The following is a 15,181-nucleotide window of genomic DNA, read 5'->3' as shown; positions in this document are numbered from 1 at the left end:
CACGACCCGCTCACACCACGACCCAGTCACACCACGCCCCACTCACACCAAGGAACCGTCATGCCCATCACCGATGTCACCTCCGATCCCACTGCGCTCACGCTCACCGTCACCGGCGAGTACACCGTGCCCGTCGAACGGCTGTGGCAGGCCTGGAGCGACCCCCGCCAGATCGAGAGATTCTGGGGTCCTCCGCAGTGGCCGGCGACGTTCACCCGTCACGACATGGTCGCCGGTGGGCGGTCCGACTACTTCATGACCGGTCCGGACGGCGAACGATCCGCCGGCTACTGGACCTTCGAGTCCGTCGACGAGGGCCGTGGCTTCACCGCCATCGACGGGTTCGCCGCCGACGACGGCACGGAGAACGACGAGATGCCCACGATGACCTTCGACGTCCACTTCGAGGCGACCGACGACGGCTGCCGATTCGTCAGCACGACCCGGTTCCCGAGCACCGAGGCGATGGAACAGTTGGTCGCGATGGGCATGGTCGACGGGGTGACGGCAGCGTGGGGTCAGATGCCCGACGTGCTCGCCGACCTCGCGTCGTTCGCTCACGGGGCAGGCACTCGGGTCGACGAGCTGACCGACACGACCGTCCGGGTGAGCCGCGTGGTGCGGGGCTCCGTGGAACAGGTCTGGCGCGCCCACCACGACGCCGAACTGGTCCAGCAGTGGATGCTGGGACCCGACGGTTGGACGATGCCCGTCTGTGAACCCGCACAGCAGGTCGGCGACTCGTACCGCTACGAGTGGGCCTCCGACGACGGCGAGAACCGGTTCGGTTTCGAGGGCGAACTCCTCGAATCCACGCCGCCGCGTCGCAGCGTGACCACCGAGGCGATGACCGGGATGGACGGCCCGTCCACGCGCAACGAGATGACGCTCACACCGGCATCCGGCGGCACGCTGCTCTCGATCGTGATCACCTATCCGACCACCGAACTACGCGACGAGATCCTCGCCACCGGCATGGTCGACGGGATGGAGACCTCCTACGCCCGACTCGAGACGGTCGTCTGATCCGGGGCGGACGACGTCAGTTCGCCGGTTGCCGATCCTCCGATCCGATCACGGTGACGACGACCGGGCAGCGAACCGGCGGCAGCTTCAGGCTACGTTCGCCGGCGATGCGACCCCGAGCCCACTCCCCCCGCCCGCCCACCGGATGGGGCGCCGTCGCCACGGCCGTCCTGGTGGTCGTGACGGCGTCGTCGGCGTGTTCGAGCAGCGATTCGACCGACGCGTCCGCCGTCGACCCGACCACGGCGGTGACCGACTCGACCGACCAGCCGACGACCCAGCCTGCTCCGGACACGACCGAGCCAGCCGCCGAGCCTGGTCGGGACACCACCGAGCCGAACGCCACCAACCCGGACACCGCCGAGCCCGTCGCCACCGAACCCGGCCCGGGGACCACCGAGACCGAACGGCCGGGGGTTGCTCCGGAGCGGTTCACCGGTACGGACGAGGAGTTCTACGCGCCGCCCGACCCGCTGCCCGCGGGTGAGCCGGGCGACCTGATCCGCATCATGGACCTCAGCGAGAACGACGGAACGGCGAGCGTCAAGGTGATGTACCACTCGCGCGACGCGCAGGATCGCGATCGGCCGGTGACGGGCGTGATCACGTACCCCACGGGCGAGGCGCCCACCGGCGGATGGCCGGTGGTGGCGACCGCTCCCGGCACCACCGGCATCGCAGCGCAGTGCGCGATCAGTCGCATCATCCAGGGCCAGCCGGCACCGGACTGGGGCGTCGACGGAGTGCGCGTGATCACGGACTACATCGGGCTCGGCCCCACCGGCGGCCCTCTGCACCCCTACCTGTCCAAGCCGAGCGAGGGCCACAGCGTGATCGACGGCGTGCGCGCCGCACGCAACCTCGCCGAGGCCCAGGCGGGCACCACCTGGCTCTCGGTCGGGCACTCCCAGGGTGGTCACGGTGCACTCTCGGCCAGCGAACTGGCAGCGGACTACGCCCCCGAACTCGAACTCGCCGGCACCCTCGCCCTCGCGCCCGCCGCGCTGCTCGATCGCGTGTACGGCGGCGCCGACCCGACCGTCACCGGGGTCCTCACCGCGATGAGTCTCTACGGCGGTGCGGGCGAGCACCCCAAGATCTCGATCGACGACTACGTCTCGCCGGAACTCGCGGCCGCCGCCGACGTGTTCGAGACCGGATGCCTCGCCGAGATCACCGGATCGCTGGCCGGACTCGCCGCCGGGGGACGACTCTTCACGAACGACCCTCGCACCACCGAACCGGCGAGTTCGGTGCTCCTCGCGAGCGACGTCGGCAACGTTGCCGTCGCGGCCCCGCTCTTCCTGGTGTCGGGGACGGCCGACGACCTCGTGGTCATCGACCGCTTCCAGGACACCTTCGCCCGGTTCTGCGCGGCCGGACAGGTCACCGAGTTGCTGGTGGTGGACGGAGCGACCCACGACAGCATCATCGGAGACACCGCCGATCAGACCGCAGCCTGGCTGAACGCCCGACTCGTCGACGATCAGCCCGTCGACTCCTGTACCGCACCCTCCTGATCGTCCACGGTCAGCCGGCTGCGACCGCGTCTTCCTCCGCGAAGTCGACCTCGTCGACTCCCAGCTTCGTGCCGGTGCCCGGTCCCCGAACGACGAGGATCACGAGTGCCACGGCGGCCATCACCACGCCGACCCACATCGACGAGACCCACCCGTCGACGAAGGCGTGCTGTGCGGCATCGATGATCCGCGGTGCGTCGGCGCCGGCGTTCTCGGCGGCGAGGTAGGCACTGCCGATGCCCTCGGACGCCTCTTGCACGACGTCGTCGGGCAACCCGACGAGCGACGGCGCGATCGCGCTGCGGTAACCCGAGCTGAGGATCGATCCGAGCAGTGCGACGCCGAGGGCGCCACCGACTTCGCGCGACGTGTCGTTCAGCGCCGATGCGACGCCCTGCTTCGCGGCGGGGAGAGTGGCGGTGATCGCTTCCGTCGCGGGCGTCATGGTGAGGCCCATGCCCAGGCCGATGATCATCAGGCCGGGAAGGACCGACAGATATCCGCCCTCGACCGACGCCCGCAGTGCGAGCGTGACCATGCCGGCACCGAAGATGGTGACGCCGGCCATCATCGTGCGCCGGGCTCCGAACCGACCGGCGATCCTCGGCGCGATGGTGGAGGTCGGCATCATCAGCGCCGCCATCGGCAACAGACCCGCCGCCGAGCGCAGCGCCGAGAACCCGACGACCGCCTGGAGGTACGGGAACAGCACGAGGAAGATGCCGAACATCACGGCGAACACGATCAGCAGCGTGCTGGAACCGGACGACAGGCCGCGGTCGCGGAATGCGGACATGTCGAGCAGCGGGTTCTCGTGCCGGCGTTCCCAGCGCACGAACGCCACGAGGGCGAGAACGCCGACGATCACGCCACCCAGGGCGATGGGGTCGGTCCAGCCTCGCTCAGGCCCTTCGTGGATGCCGAGCACGATCGCACCGATGGCCACCGCCGACAGGACCGAGCCGGTCAGGTCGAACCGGTGGCTGGACTCTTCGCGCGAGTTCGACACGAATGCGATCGTGGCCACGGCCGACACGACGACGAGCGAGATCGGCAGGACGAACAGCCAGCGCCACGTGAGCACGTCGACCATGAACGACGACACGAACAGGCCGAGGATGCCGCCGCTGCCGGCGAAGCCGGCCCAGATTCCGATCGCACGGGACCGGTCGGCGGGCGGGAAACTCGACGTGATGACCGACAGCGTGACCGGCATGATCATCGCCGCACCGGCACCCGCTGCGACTCGGGCGACCATCATCACGGCGACGCTCGGTGCGATCGCCGCCACGAAACTGGCGGAGCCGAACACGGCGAGGCCGGTGAGCAGGACGGGCTTGCGCCCCCAGCGGTCGCCGATCGCCCCGATCGGCAGCAGCAGGGCGGCCAGCGCGATCGTGTAGCTGTTGATGATCCACAGGATGCCGTTCTGGGAAGCGCCCAGATCGATCGCGAGGTCCTGCTGAGCGACGTTGAGACCCGAGACCGATGCGATCACGGCGATCAGCGCCGTACACATGGCGATGAGGATGTTCCGCTGTTCTCGCGGGTCGGTCGTGACGGTGCTGGAACCGCCCGATGCATCGATGGCTGACGACATGAAGGGATCTCCTGGAAGTGAAACGAAACTGTTTCGTAGCGATGCTACAGTGGACTTGCGCAACGTCAAGAGATTTCGTCAGTGTGTGACACGTGGCGCACGCGTCACGACGAAGGGAAGCGCACGCCCATGACCGACATCACCACCGACCGGAGCCGATCGTCCACCGAGACGTCGACGCGCACGTCGAAGAGTCGGCAGAAACTCCTGAGTGCGGCCACGGAATTGCTCGTGGAGTCGGGCCCTCGAGCGGTCACGGTCGACGCCGTGGCCGATGCGTCCGGAGTGGCCAAGTCCACGTTGTACCGGCACTGGTCGTCGCGCGACGAGATGCTCGTCGACGTGGTGCGATGCAATCTTCCCGACGACAGCGCACCCGACCTCTCGATCGGCTTCGAGGCGGCGCTGCACGCCTATGTCGCCGCTGCCGCCGACACCCTCGGCGATCCGCAGTGGTCGCGGATCCTTCCCGCGTTGCTCTCCCTGAAGACGAGCATGCCGGAACTGGCGGCGATGGTCGACGCCGACCGTGCCGCCAAGAGCGGAGCGCTCGTGTCGATCCTGCAACTGGGAGTCGCCGAAGGCGCTCTTCCCGCATCGGTCGACGCCGAGGACGTCGCGAGCCTGATGTTCGGGCCGCTGGCACTCGCGGCGATCACCGGCGACCACCATCGCGTGCGTCATCTCGCCGTCTACGTGGTCGACCGATTCATCGCCTCGTACCGGTCCTCGTAGGCTCGACACGGTGAAGATCCCCACCGCACCCGTCGTCGCCACCGGCCTGCTCGGCGGCTACCTCGTCGCCCGCGAGACCGAGATCCGCCCGCTCGGCGGTGCCGTTCTCGCCGCGGCGGGAGTCACCGCTGGACGACAGTGGCACCGGAGCGTCGGGCCGGTCGGCACCGCTCTGCTGAGCGCCGTGTACCTGGGCGGCTTCGGAGCCTCCCACCCACTGGCCAAGAAGATCGGTGCCTGGCCAGCCGTTGCGGCCGCGGCATCGCTCAGCGCAGGTGCGTCCTGGCTGATCTCCGACCGTCGCTCCTGATCCGGCCGGCGGGCTCGGACCCGGTCACGTCGTGATGGTCTCGAGGATCCCCAGCAAGTCGTTCGCGTGCTCCTCCTCGACGGCGAGGATCTCTTCGAGCATCCGACGAGTCGTGGGGTCGTTCGTGCCGAGCCACCCGATGATCTCGCTGTAGCTCTGGATCGCCACCCGCTCCGCGACGAGGTCCTCGCGGACCATGTCGAGCAGGTCGAGGCTGTCGTCGTACTCGGCGTGCGAGCGTGTGGCGAGGCCGGTCGGGTCGAAGTTCGGTTCGCCCTGCAACTGGGTGATCCGCAGTGCGATCTGATCTGCGTGACCCTGCTCCTCGGTGGCGTGCTGGAGGAACTCGGCCGCCACCGGCCCGGCGTTGAGCCCCGTCGCCGTGAAGTAGTGCCGCTTGTACCGCAACACGCACACCAACTCGGTCGCCAGCGCCTCGTTCAGGACGGCGATCACCCGCTCACGGTCGGCACCGTACGCGGACGTGATGGGACCCTGCTCGATGTTGGCCCGCGCCCGGGCTCGTAGTGTCTCCACGTCGGTCAGGAAATCAGCCATCGGATGCACCCTCCACGTCTCGGCCTCGTCGCGACGCACCGTAGCCGCCCGCGACGTCCATGTTCGACGTAGGGTCCGGTTGTCCGGACCAGGATGAGAACAGGGGATGCGATGACACTCGACCGGGACAGCCCGATGCCGCTCTGGGCGCAACTCGAATCGATGCTGCGAGATCGCCTCGACGCGGGCGAGTTCGAGGACCGGTTCCCGACCGATGCCGAACTCGTCGCCGAGTACGAGGTCAGCCGGCACACGGTGAGGGAGGCGATCCGCCATCTCAACGCCTCGGGCATCCTTCGCCGCGAACGGGGACGCGGCACGGTCATCAACCGGACGACGTTCGAGCAACCGCTCGGTGCGCTGTACAGCCTGTTCCGTTCCGTCGAGTCGTCGGGAGCGACCCAACGCAGTCACGTGCTCGAACTCCGCGAGGACCACGACCCGGTGATCGCTCGACACCTCGGGCTCGCGCCCGATGCGGCGCTGTTCCACCTCGCACGCATCCGCTGCGCCGACGACGAGCCACTCGCCCTCGACCGTTCGTGGTTGCCGCTCGAACTCGCACGCGGTCTCCTCACGAGCGACTTCGAGCGCACCGCGCTGTACGACGAACTCGAACGAACGGTCGGAACGCGACCCGATGCCGGCTGGGAGCGCATCTCCCCGGTGCTCCCGAACCCCGATCAGCGAGCGACGCTCCAGATGCGACGCGGCGAGGCGGCCTTCTCCCTCGAACGACTCGGCACTGCGAAGGGTCGGCCGATCGAGTGGCGCACCACCCTGATCCGCGGCGCCCGGTACCGATTCGTGTCGAACTTCGCAGCCGGGACGGCTCCCGCGATGACGGCGACGTCGAGCGACTGAGGAGTCGGTCGACGCGTCGGGTAATGTACGTACAATCGGCGGGCCCGCCCCGGAGGAGCAGACATGAACGTCATCACCATCGAGACCGCATCTCTCGGCGACCGGTCCTACGTCGTCCACGACGGCGAGGTCGCGCTGGTCGTCGATCCACAGCGCGACATCGACAGGGTGCTCGCCGCGGCCCACGCTGCGAGGGTCACGATCACCCACGTCGCCGAGACCCACGTGCACAACGACTACGTCAGCGGCGGGCTCACACTCGCTCGCGTCACCGGAGCCACCTACCTCCATGCCGCTGCGGAACCCCTGCGTTTCGACTACCACGCGGTGTCCGACGGCGACGCGGTGACCGTGGGCTCGATGCGCGTCGAGGTCCGCCACACGCCGGGCCACACCCCCCACCACCTCTCGTACGTCGTCACCGCCGACGGCGCCGCGCCGGCGGCGTTCACCGGCGGCTCGTTGCTGTACGGCACCGTCGGGCGCACCGACCTCATCGGTCCGGAGTCGACCGATGAACTGACCCACGCGCAGTACCGCTCGGTGCACGCGCTCGCCGACTCACTCCCCGACCAGACCCTCGTGTACCCCACGCACGGGTTCGGCAGCTTCTGTGCGTCGGCGGCGAGCGAGGAGGAGTCCGACGGCACGCTCGGAACGGAACGCACTGCCAACATCGCCCTCACCGCTCCCGACGAGGACCGCTTCGTCGCGCGATTGATCGCCGGACTCGACGCGTTCCCGAAGTACTACGCCCAGATGGGCCCGCTGAACACCGCGGGTGCCTCGGCCGCCGACCTCTCGGCACCCGCGGCCGTCGACCCGGTCGAACTCGCACGACGGATCCACCGAGGCGAATGGGTCGTCGACCTCCGCAACCGACGCGACTTCGCGGCATCGCATCTGGCCGGCACCATCGGCATCGAGCTCGCGACCAACTTCTCGACCTACCTCGGGTGGCTCCTGCCGTGGGGCATGCCGATCACGCTGCTCGCCGACTCCCGCGACGACATCGCCGAGGCACAGGCACAACTCGTGCGGATCGGCATCGACCGGCCCGCCGGCGCCGCCGACGGGGGGATCGACCGGTGGTCGCCCGACGCCGACCGCAGCGCCTACGCGGTCACCACCTTCGCCGAGATGACCGATCTCGACTCCCCCACGATCCTCGACACGCGTCGCAACGGCGAGTACGCGGCGGGCCACGTCGACGGGTCGACCCACATCCCGCTCCACGAACTCCTCGGCCGACTCGACGAGGTCCCCGCCGGCCTCGTGTACGTCCACTGCCAGAGCGGCTATCGGGCGAGCATCGCCGTGTCGCTTCTCGATCGCGCCGGCCACGACGCGGTTCTGATCGACGACAACTTCGCCAATGCCCGCAGCGGCGGCTTCACGCTCGTCGACTGAGTCGGTCGCAGGGCGACATCCGAACCCACCGCGAAACCGCCGCGAAACCACACGGTGTCCGACACCGAATGACAGTCGGGCACGTCGTGACTCCGTTGCCCAGATGCCGGCGTACCGTCACGATGCCGCCACCTGCCACGATGTCGTGGTCAGGACGACCGAAGAATGGACACGCGCATGAACGATCGACGTCAACCCGTGGTGACCGTGCTCGGAGGCGGGTCGTGGGGAACCACCGTGGCGTCGATCGCTGCGCGCAACACCCCGACGCTGCAGTGGCTGCGTGACGACGAGGTGGCCACGGCGATCAACGAGACGCACATGAACCCGCGCTACCTGCCCGACCTCGCACTGACGCCGACGTTGCGCGCCACCAGCGACCTCGAGTACGCGGTGTCCACCGCCGACGTCCTCGTCGTGGGCGTGCCGTCCCAGCACTACCGGTCGGTGCTCGAAGCCGCCGCGCCCTTCGTGCGGCCGTGGGTGCCCGTGATCAGCCTCGTCAAGGGACTCGAGCAGTCGACGCGCAAACGGATGACCGAGGTGGTCGCCGAGATCCTGCCCGGCCATCCCGCCGGCGTGTTGGCCGGACCGAACATCGCACGCGAGATCGTGCAGGGCTACGCCGCGGCCGCCACGATCGCGCTGCCCGACCACGGCACGGCGGTGATGTTGCAGAGCCTGTTCAACCACCAGCGGTTCCGCGTGTACACGTCGGAGGACGTGGTGGGCGTCGAGGCGGCAGGGGCGCTCAAGAACATCTATGCGATCGCCGTCGGGTTCGGCGACGGTCTCGGTGCGGGCGACAACACCCGCGCCATGGTCATCACCCGTTCGCTCCGCGAGATGTCGCGCATCGGCGTGGCGATGGGCGGCCGTGACGAGACGTTCTCCGGCCTGGCCGGGATGGGTGACCTGATCGCCACTGCGACGAGCCCGCACAGCCGGAACCGACACGTCGGCGTGGAACTCGGCAAGGGTGCGACCCTGGAGGAGATCACCACGTCGATGAACCAGGTCGCCGAAGGCATCAAGACCGCCGGTTCGGTCGTGGCCATCGCCGACGAGTTCTCGGTCGACGCGACGATCGCTTCCGAGGTCGACGCCGTGATCAACCACGGCCAACCCGTCACCGCCACATTCCGCGGCCTCCTGCGCCGCACACCGGGACACGAGGTCCACGGCACCGATTGGTGACCCGGAGTCGGAGGCGCTCGGAATCCAAATTTCTCCGGGATTTCTGTGCCGCTGAGGGGGCCGGAGCGGTCGGCTGGGCTGGTGTCGAGCCTCCAATCTCCGATCCGTCGATCGATCCCATCGTTGCGATCGCCGCCCGCGAGGCGGACGTTCGGACGGTCCTCACGGGAACGCGACTCCACTCGTTGCGTCGGTCGTCTCACGCGAGCATGGCGCGACCTGCTCGACCGCCGGTGCGAGACCTCGTCCGGCATCGTCATCGATCCGCACGCAGCCCTGCGAGCGATGATCCACGGCCGCGTGCGTCGCGTCGTCGTCGACTCGGACGGGGTGATCACCGATCTGGGCCGCTCGAGCCGACTGTTCGTCGGCACGCCTCGCGAGGCAGCCCAGTTGCTGGCGGTCACCTGCTACAAGAACGGCTGCGACGTCCCCGCCGAGTTCTGCGACGTCGACCATCTCCGACCGTGGAGCAACGACGGCCCCACCGACCAAGCCAACGGCGGCCCGCTCTGCGGCGTCCACGATCGCGAGAAGCACGCCAAGGGCCTCACGAGTCGGCACGCCGCCACCGGGCGGATCTACCAGATTCGCCCCGACGGCACGGTCGTCATGCCCGTCGGTGAAACGACTCCCGACTGGGCCGTTCCCGATCCGCCGGAGGCCCCGCCCCCGCAACCGCCAGCGGAACCCGAACACGATTTCGATCCACCGACCCGGCACATCGCGATGTTCGAGACCGTCGAATGGCGACACCGCCGACCTCTCACCCCGACGCTGAGCTTCACCGGGAGCGAAACGAAAGACTACCGTTTCGGAATGAGCCAGTCCGATGTCCTGACCGAGCCGAGCGCAGGGTCGTCTCCCACCGAAGCGGAGCGGGAGGCGATGCGGGAGAAGTACCGCATCGAACGCGACAAGCGCGTCCGGCCCGACGGGAACGAGCAGTACATCGAGGTCACCGGTGACTTCTCGAACTACGTCGACGACCCGTACGTCGACGCCCCCGTCGAGCGCGAACCGTCGACCCGCCTCGTCGACGTGGTCGTGGTCGGCGGCGGCTTCGGCGGACTGCTCGCCGCGGGTCGGCTCCGCGAAGCGGGCATCGACGACGTGATGATCATCGAGAAGGGCGGCGACTTCGGCGGCACCTGGTACTGGAACCGCTACCCCGGGGCGATGTGCGACGTCGAGTCCTACGTCTACCTCCCACTGCTCGAAGAGGTCGGCTACCTACCGACCGAAAAGTACGTCAAGGCTCGCGAGATCCTCGAACACAGCCGATCGATCGGCCGCCACTACGACCTGTTCGAACGGACGCTCTTCCAGACCGAGGTGACCGAGGCACGGTGGGACGACGACGACCACCGCTGGGTGATCGCCACCGATCGCGGTGACGCGATCCGGGCGCGCTTCGTCGCCATGGCCAACGGCCCGTTGCACCGACCGAAGCTGCCCGGGATCGAGGGGATCAACGACTACGCAGGCCACACGTTCCACACCAGCCGCTGGGACTACGACTACACGGGCGGCAACCCCGACGGCGGCCTCACCGGGCTCGCCGACAAGCGCGTCGGCATCATCGGCACCGGCGCCACCGCCGTGCAGTGCGTCCCTCACCTCGGCGAACATGCCGAACAGCTCGTCGTGTTCCAGCGCACGCCCTCGTCGGTCGACGTACGCGACAACCGTCCGACGGACCCCGAGTGGTCCGCCGGGCTGGAGCCGGGTTGGCAACGCGACCGGATGCAGAACTTCAACGCGCTCGTGTCGGGTCAGCCGCAGCGCGTCGACCTCGTCGACGACGGATGGACCGACATCGTCGGAAAGTTGATGACGATGATCCGCTCGGGCAGTGAGGTCGGCGACGAGCAGGCGCTGGGTGCGCTGATCGAACTCGCCGACCTGGAGAAGATGAACGAGGTCCGGTCGCGCGTCGAGGCGCTCGTCGACGACCCCGACACCGCCGAGTCGCTCAAGCCCTACTACCGCCAGTTCTGCAAGCGTCCCTGCTTCCACGACGAGTACCTCGACACGTTCAACCGACCGAACGTCACGCTCGTCGACACCGACGGACGCGGCATCGACCGCATCACCGAGCGGGGCATCGTGGCCAACGGTGTCGAGCACGAACTCGACTGCATCATCTTCGCCACCGGCTTCGAGGTGGGCACCGCCTACTCGCGTCGCGCCGGCTACGAGATCATCGGTCGCGACGACACGACGCTCACCCAGCATTGGGCCGATGGCGTGCGCACGATGCACGGCATGCACGTTTCCGGCTTCCCGAACAACTTCATCCTCGGTGCCGCTCAGGGCGGCTTCACCGTCAACTATCCGCACATGCTCGACGAGGTCGCGCAGCACGTCGCGCACGTCGTGGGCCACGCGCTCGACAACGACCTCGATCTGGTCGAGGTCACCGAGGAGGCGGAGCAGGCGTGGGTCGACGAGATCGTGGCCACCGCCCGGAACTCCGCCGCCTTCCAGGAGACGTGCACGCCCGGCTACTACAACAACGAGGGCCGACCCTCGCAGAGCGCTGCGCAGAACGGCGCCTACGGACGCGGTGCCATCGCGTTCTTCGAGATCCTCGAGAGCTGGCGCACGAACGGCGGGTTCGACGGACTCGACATGCGATGACCGACACCGCAGCCGCCCGGCCCGTCACCGAGCAGACACGAGGCACCGAGCACAGCCGCGGTCGCCCTCGCAGCGAAGCGGCCGATCAGGCGATCCTCACCGCCACGTTGCGGTCGCTCGCGTCGGTCGGATTCGCTGGGACGACCATGTCGGGGATCGCGCGGGAAGCAGGAGTGTCGACGGCGACTCTGTACCGCCGCTACGACGGCATCATCGCCGTGGTCATCGACGCGCTCGCCTCCCAGTCGCCGGACCGGCCGGTTCCCGACACCGGCAGCTTGCGCCACGATCTGGCCCTCTACCTCGACCGCCTCACTGCGTTCCTGGCATCGCGCCGCGGTGGGAGCCTGCTGTCGGCACTTCTCGACGAAGCGGGTCGAAACCCCGAACTCGCCGATGCTCTCTACGTGAACATCAGCCGACCGGCACGTGACCACCTCGCCACCGTGTTCCTCCGAGCGATCGAGCGCGGTGAGGCTCGTGGCGACCTCGACGTGGACCTGGCGATCGACATGGCGGTCGGGCCCCTCTACGTGCGGCGACTCGAAGCCGTGCGCCCGTTCGAGCCGGACCTGCCCGTACGACTCGCTCACATGGTCGCGGCTGCCGTGCAGTCCGAGCGTCCTGACTCCGAGTCGCCCTGACGTCTCACTGCGGCGCCGGAGACCGTCGCGCCGTCACCGGGCGCCGACCGGCGTGGCGAGTTCGCCCGTGAGCCACTCGATGCGCTCGCGCATCAGGTCGAGACCGGGCTGGGCCGGGCACTGCTGCACCGCCGAGATCGGTCGGTCGAACACCATGTGGCGCGGGTCGTCGACGTCGTACGCCGGCCAGTGCTCACGGCCCGGAGCATCGGGGACGCCGGTGGCGGCGAAGGCGAACCAACGATCACCCATGTCGCGAACGAGGAGGTGCGCATCCTCTGCGGCGGGAACGAGCGGGAACGACGTGTCGAACACGTAGAGCACCTCGGCTGCGTGGAACGCTCCGGCCGTCTGGCGCTTCGACGCCGGGACGGCACGGAAGTGGTAGCGGTAGACCGGGTGCCCCTGAGCCGCATGGCAGCGCGACGCATGGTCGACGTGAACTCCGAACATGTGGTCACCGGCGTGTCGACTGCTCGCCTCGAACTCTCCGGCTGCGAGACCCGGGTACTCCGCGAACAGACGGTCGACGTGTTCCCCGGTCGGGTACGAACGCTCGAAGGCCGCCCGGATCTGCGGCCGACCGACCGAGGCGCCGTCGGCGGGTGCCTCGAACTCCGCACCCGCCGGGTGCATGAACGTGGCGAGCAACGACCCCTCGTCGCTGTTGTACCCGATCAGCAACGGCACGTCGGCCTGGGCCCCGGCGGAGAACGCATTCATCGGCGCCGTCGGCAGGACGACGCCGTCGACGACTGGGTAGAAGTACCGCCCCAGGTCGGCGCGCTCCCGGTAGAGGTCGCTGAGCGCTTCGGGGTCCATCGCCCGAAGCCGCTCGACCTGGCCGCCACCGGCTCCGACCGCCGCGTCGGCGAACCGGCGACCGGCGTCGACGGCGGGATCGAAGTCGACGGCAGGGCGATCGAGATGGAGCCACCGTCCGCTGTCGCTCGGGCTCTGCGCGATCGCACGCTGGAACAACCCGCGGGCTCGCGGCGAGGTCATCAGGTTCAACACCGCCTCGCCACCGGCCGACTCGCCGAAGATCGTGACCGAACCGGGGTCACCACCGAAGTTCGCGATGTTGTCGCGCACCCATTCCAGCGCGGCGATCTGGTCGAGGAGGCCGTAGTTGCCCGACACCCCCTCGTCCGACTCCGCAGAGAGTTCGGGGTGGGCGAAGAACCCGAACAGCCCGAGCCGGTAGTTGATCGTGACCAGCACACATCCTCGCTCGGGGAACACGTTGCTCTGGTACATCGGCTCGGAGCCGCTGCCGTCGGTGTGGTCGCCACCGTGGATCCACACCATCACCGGCAGGCCACTGGCATGTGTGGGGGTGCGGATGTTCAGCGTGAGGCAGTCCTCGCTCTGCTTGGTCGGGGCGAGCTTGATCGCAGCGCCGAGCACCGTGCGTCGCACGACACCCAGACCCAGACCACGGACGAGGCCGTCGAAGAACTCCTCGAACCCGGCGACGCGCTGGTGAGCCGACGGTCCGAACCGCCGGCAGTCACGCACTCCCGACCACGGCTCGGCCGCGACGGGCGGCTTCCAGCGCCGATCTCCGATCGGTGGCGCCGCGTACGGCACGCCCTTGTAGACCGCGACCCGACCTGCCTCCTGAGCGGCACCGCGCACGCGGCCGGTGGTGGTGTTCGCTTCGATCCTGGTGCGTCCGAGTCTGCCCATCCGACGAGTCTTGCAATGTCGTCGCAGCAGCCCACGATCGAGTCGCCGGGTGTGCGAAGGCCACGAGGAACTCGGGATCCTCTTGGAGACACCTCGGGATATCCTGAGAGCCCAGTGCCCATCGATTCCCGAGATGGTCAGATCGGAACGGAAGATGAGTCACACGAAATTCTCAGGTGATTTCGAGGTTCAGCTGGGAACATTGCCGCCATGACACTGATCGAGATCGACCGGCAGCACCGCGCCGGTCGCGAGCGACTCGCACCGCGTGCGATCGCCACCCAGGCGGTGGTGATCACCTCGGCGTTCCTCGCCTACCTGGCCGTGCGCTGGGTCGCCAACGGGTCCGAGGAGGCGGCGTTCCGTCATGCCGCCCGCCTCCTCGACATCGAAGCCGCCCTCGGAATCGACGTCGAGAAGCAGGTGCAGGGCGCCGTGCTGCACCTTCCGGGTGTCATCGACTTCTTCAACTTCGTCTACGCCTGGACCTACTGGCCCTACATCATCTCGACGTTCGTGATCGCCTGGTTCTGGCGCCGGTCGGTGTTCACGCTGTACCGCAACGCGATGTTGATCTCGGGCACGGTCGGCTTGGTCGTGTTCTCCCTCCTCCCCGTCGCTCCGCCGCGGTTCCTTCCCGGCTTCATCGACACCGTCGGCCAATCGGGTGGGTCGGCCTTCGTCGGCCAACCCGACGGGTTCATCAACGAGTTCGCCGCTCTCCCCAGCTTCCACGTCGGATGGGTCGCGCTCGCCAGCGCGGCCATGATGCTCGGCACCGAACGCTGGTGGCTGCGGGTCGCACTGCTCGTGCCCGTGGTGCTCATGTCGGTGGCCGTGGTGGTCACCGCCAACCACTACATCCTGGACATCATCGTCGGCATCGGGCTGTCTCTGTCGTCGCTGGCCGTGGCGGCGAGACTCCAGCGTCGCTCCGCAGCACGCCGGGAGCCGATTCCCTGCGACGTCTGAGGTCGGCGCC

General features: G+C 68.5%; 13 protein-coding genes. 10 read left to right on the top strand and 3 right to left on the bottom strand.

What is annotated here, in order from left to right:
• Positions 1-60: 60 nt before the first annotated feature.
• Together ABJK40_RS14255 and ABJK40_RS14250 are read left to right on the top strand one after the other, a co-directional pair.
• Complete coding sequence (locus tag ABJK40_RS14255; protein ID WP_348478964.1) at positions 61-1,026, top strand: SRPBCC domain-containing protein; 966 nt, start codon at positions 61-63, stop codon at positions 1,024-1,026.
• A gap of 107 nt (positions 1,027-1,133) precedes the next feature.
• Positions 1,134-2,546 carry a lipase family protein gene (locus tag ABJK40_RS14250; protein WP_348478963.1) on the top strand — a complete coding sequence of 471 codons (1,413 nt, stop codon included), beginning with the start codon at positions 1,134-1,136 and terminating at the stop codon, positions 2,544-2,546.
• Between the two features lie 10 nt (positions 2,547-2,556).
• Here the strand turns inward: ABJK40_RS14250 and ABJK40_RS14245 are convergent, their stop codons facing one another.
• Positions 2,557-4,146 carry a DHA2 family efflux MFS transporter permease subunit gene (locus ABJK40_RS14245; protein ID WP_348478962.1) on the bottom strand — a complete coding sequence of 530 codons (1,590 nt, stop codon included), beginning with the start codon at positions 4,144-4,146 and terminating at the stop codon, positions 2,557-2,559.
• 129 nt (positions 4,147-4,275) lie between these two features.
• Between ABJK40_RS14245 and ABJK40_RS14240 the strand changes: the two genes are divergently transcribed.
• Together ABJK40_RS14240 and ABJK40_RS14235 are read left to right on the top strand one after the other, a co-directional pair.
• On the top strand, positions 4,276-4,881 hold the full coding sequence (locus ABJK40_RS14240; protein ID WP_348478961.1) for a TetR/AcrR family transcriptional regulator: 606 nt from the start codon (positions 4,276-4,278) through the stop codon (positions 4,879-4,881).
• Between the two features lie 10 nt (positions 4,882-4,891).
• Positions 4,892-5,191 (top strand): hypothetical protein, encoded by a 300-nt coding sequence (locus ABJK40_RS14235; protein WP_348478960.1) that lies wholly within the window; start codon positions 4,892-4,894, stop codon positions 5,189-5,191.
• A gap of 24 nt (positions 5,192-5,215) precedes the next feature.
• Here ABJK40_RS14235 and ABJK40_RS14230 read toward each other — a convergent pair whose 3' ends face one another.
• Positions 5,216-5,749: a ferritin-like domain-containing protein gene (locus tag ABJK40_RS14230; RefSeq protein ID WP_348478959.1), complete on the bottom strand. Its 534-nt coding sequence runs from the start codon at positions 5,747-5,749 to the stop codon at positions 5,216-5,218.
• 111 nt (positions 5,750-5,860) lie between these two features.
• On the opposite strand from ABJK40_RS14230, the gene ABJK40_RS14225 reads away from it, so the two are divergent.
• The 5 genes from ABJK40_RS14225 (at position 5,861) to ABJK40_RS14205 (ending at position 12,507) form a co-directional block, all read left to right on the top strand.
• The gene (locus tag ABJK40_RS14225) at positions 5,861-6,613 is read left to right on the top strand and encodes a GntR family transcriptional regulator (RefSeq protein WP_348478958.1); all 753 of its coding nucleotides are present in this window, start codon (positions 5,861-5,863) and stop codon (positions 6,611-6,613) included.
• Between the two features lie 63 nt (positions 6,614-6,676).
• A complete protein-coding gene (locus ABJK40_RS14220; protein WP_348478957.1) occupies positions 6,677-8,023 on the top strand; it encodes an MBL fold metallo-hydrolase in 1,347 nt (448 codons plus the stop codon).
• A 177-nt stretch (positions 8,024-8,200) separates the two neighbouring features.
• Entirely contained in the window at positions 8,201-9,220 is a 1,020-nt protein-coding gene (locus ABJK40_RS14215) for an NAD(P)H-dependent glycerol-3-phosphate dehydrogenase (RefSeq protein WP_348478956.1), read from the top strand.
• Between the two features lie 888 nt (positions 9,221-10,108).
• On the top strand, positions 10,109-11,863 hold the full coding sequence (locus tag ABJK40_RS14210) for an NAD(P)/FAD-dependent oxidoreductase (protein WP_348478987.1): 1,755 nt from the start codon (positions 10,109-10,111) through the stop codon (positions 11,861-11,863).
• The gene (locus ABJK40_RS14205; RefSeq protein ID WP_348478955.1) at positions 11,860-12,507 is read left to right on the top strand and encodes a TetR/AcrR family transcriptional regulator; all 648 of its coding nucleotides are present in this window, start codon (positions 11,860-11,862) and stop codon (positions 12,505-12,507) included. The genes ABJK40_RS14210 and ABJK40_RS14205 overlap by 4 nt, the downstream gene beginning before the upstream one ends.
• 33 nt (positions 12,508-12,540) lie before the next feature.
• On the opposite strand, the gene ABJK40_RS14200 is transcribed toward ABJK40_RS14205, so the two are convergent.
• On the bottom strand, positions 12,541-14,199 hold the full coding sequence (locus ABJK40_RS14200; RefSeq protein ID WP_348478954.1) for a carboxylesterase family protein: 1,659 nt from the start codon (positions 14,197-14,199) through the stop codon (positions 12,541-12,543).
• 210 nt (positions 14,200-14,409) lie between these two features.
• Here ABJK40_RS14200 and ABJK40_RS14195 point away from each other — a divergent pair, with 210 nt between their 5' ends.
• The gene (locus tag ABJK40_RS14195) at positions 14,410-15,171 is read left to right on the top strand and encodes a phosphatase PAP2 family protein (protein ID WP_348478953.1); all 762 of its coding nucleotides are present in this window, start codon (positions 14,410-14,412) and stop codon (positions 15,169-15,171) included.
• Positions 15,172-15,181: the final 10 nt, after the last annotated feature.

Origin of the sequence: Ilumatobacter sp. (genome assembly GCF_039969435.1) — a bacterium.
GTDB lineage: Bacteria > Actinomycetota > Acidimicrobiia > Acidimicrobiales > Ilumatobacteraceae > Ilumatobacter_A.
The sequence above is the reverse complement of the archived record's forward strand: the minus strand, read 5'-3'. Positions and strand labels throughout refer to the sequence as shown.

What these genes read in the sequence shown, in the direction of transcription:
- ABJK40_RS14220 (WP_348478957.1), top strand. Translation starts at nt 6,677, where the DNA reads ATGAACGTCATCACCATCGAGACCGCATCTCTCGGCGACCGGTCCTAC.
- ABJK40_RS14250 (WP_348478963.1), top strand. Translation starts at nt 1,134, where the DNA reads ATGCGACCCCGAGCCCACTCCCCCCGCCCGCCCACCGGATGGGGCGCC.
- ABJK40_RS14200 (WP_348478954.1), bottom strand. Translation starts at nt 14,199, where the DNA reads ATGGGCAGACTCGGACGCACCAGGATCGAAGCGAACACCACCACCGGC.
- ABJK40_RS14255 (WP_348478964.1), top strand. Translation starts at nt 61, where the DNA reads ATGCCCATCACCGATGTCACCTCCGATCCCACTGCGCTCACGCTCACC.
- ABJK40_RS14230 (WP_348478959.1), bottom strand. Translation starts at nt 5,749, where the DNA reads ATGGCTGATTTCCTGACCGACGTGGAGACACTACGAGCCCGGGCGCGG.
- ABJK40_RS14225 (WP_348478958.1), top strand. Translation starts at nt 5,861, where the DNA reads ATGACACTCGACCGGGACAGCCCGATGCCGCTCTGGGCGCAACTCGAA.
- ABJK40_RS14215 (WP_348478956.1), top strand. Translation starts at nt 8,201, where the DNA reads ATGAACGATCGACGTCAACCCGTGGTGACCGTGCTCGGAGGCGGGTCG.
- ABJK40_RS14245 (WP_348478962.1), bottom strand. Translation starts at nt 4,146, where the DNA reads ATGTCGTCAGCCATCGATGCATCGGGCGGTTCCAGCACCGTCACGACC.
- ABJK40_RS14210 (WP_348478987.1), top strand. Translation starts at nt 10,109, where the DNA reads ATGCGGGAGAAGTACCGCATCGAACGCGACAAGCGCGTCCGGCCCGAC.
- ABJK40_RS14205 (WP_348478955.1), top strand. Translation starts at nt 11,860, where the DNA reads ATGACCGACACCGCAGCCGCCCGGCCCGTCACCGAGCAGACACGAGGC.
- ABJK40_RS14195 (WP_348478953.1), top strand. Translation starts at nt 14,410, where the DNA reads ATGACACTGATCGAGATCGACCGGCAGCACCGCGCCGGTCGCGAGCGA.
- ABJK40_RS14240 (WP_348478961.1), top strand. Translation starts at nt 4,276, where the DNA reads ATGACCGACATCACCACCGACCGGAGCCGATCGTCCACCGAGACGTCG.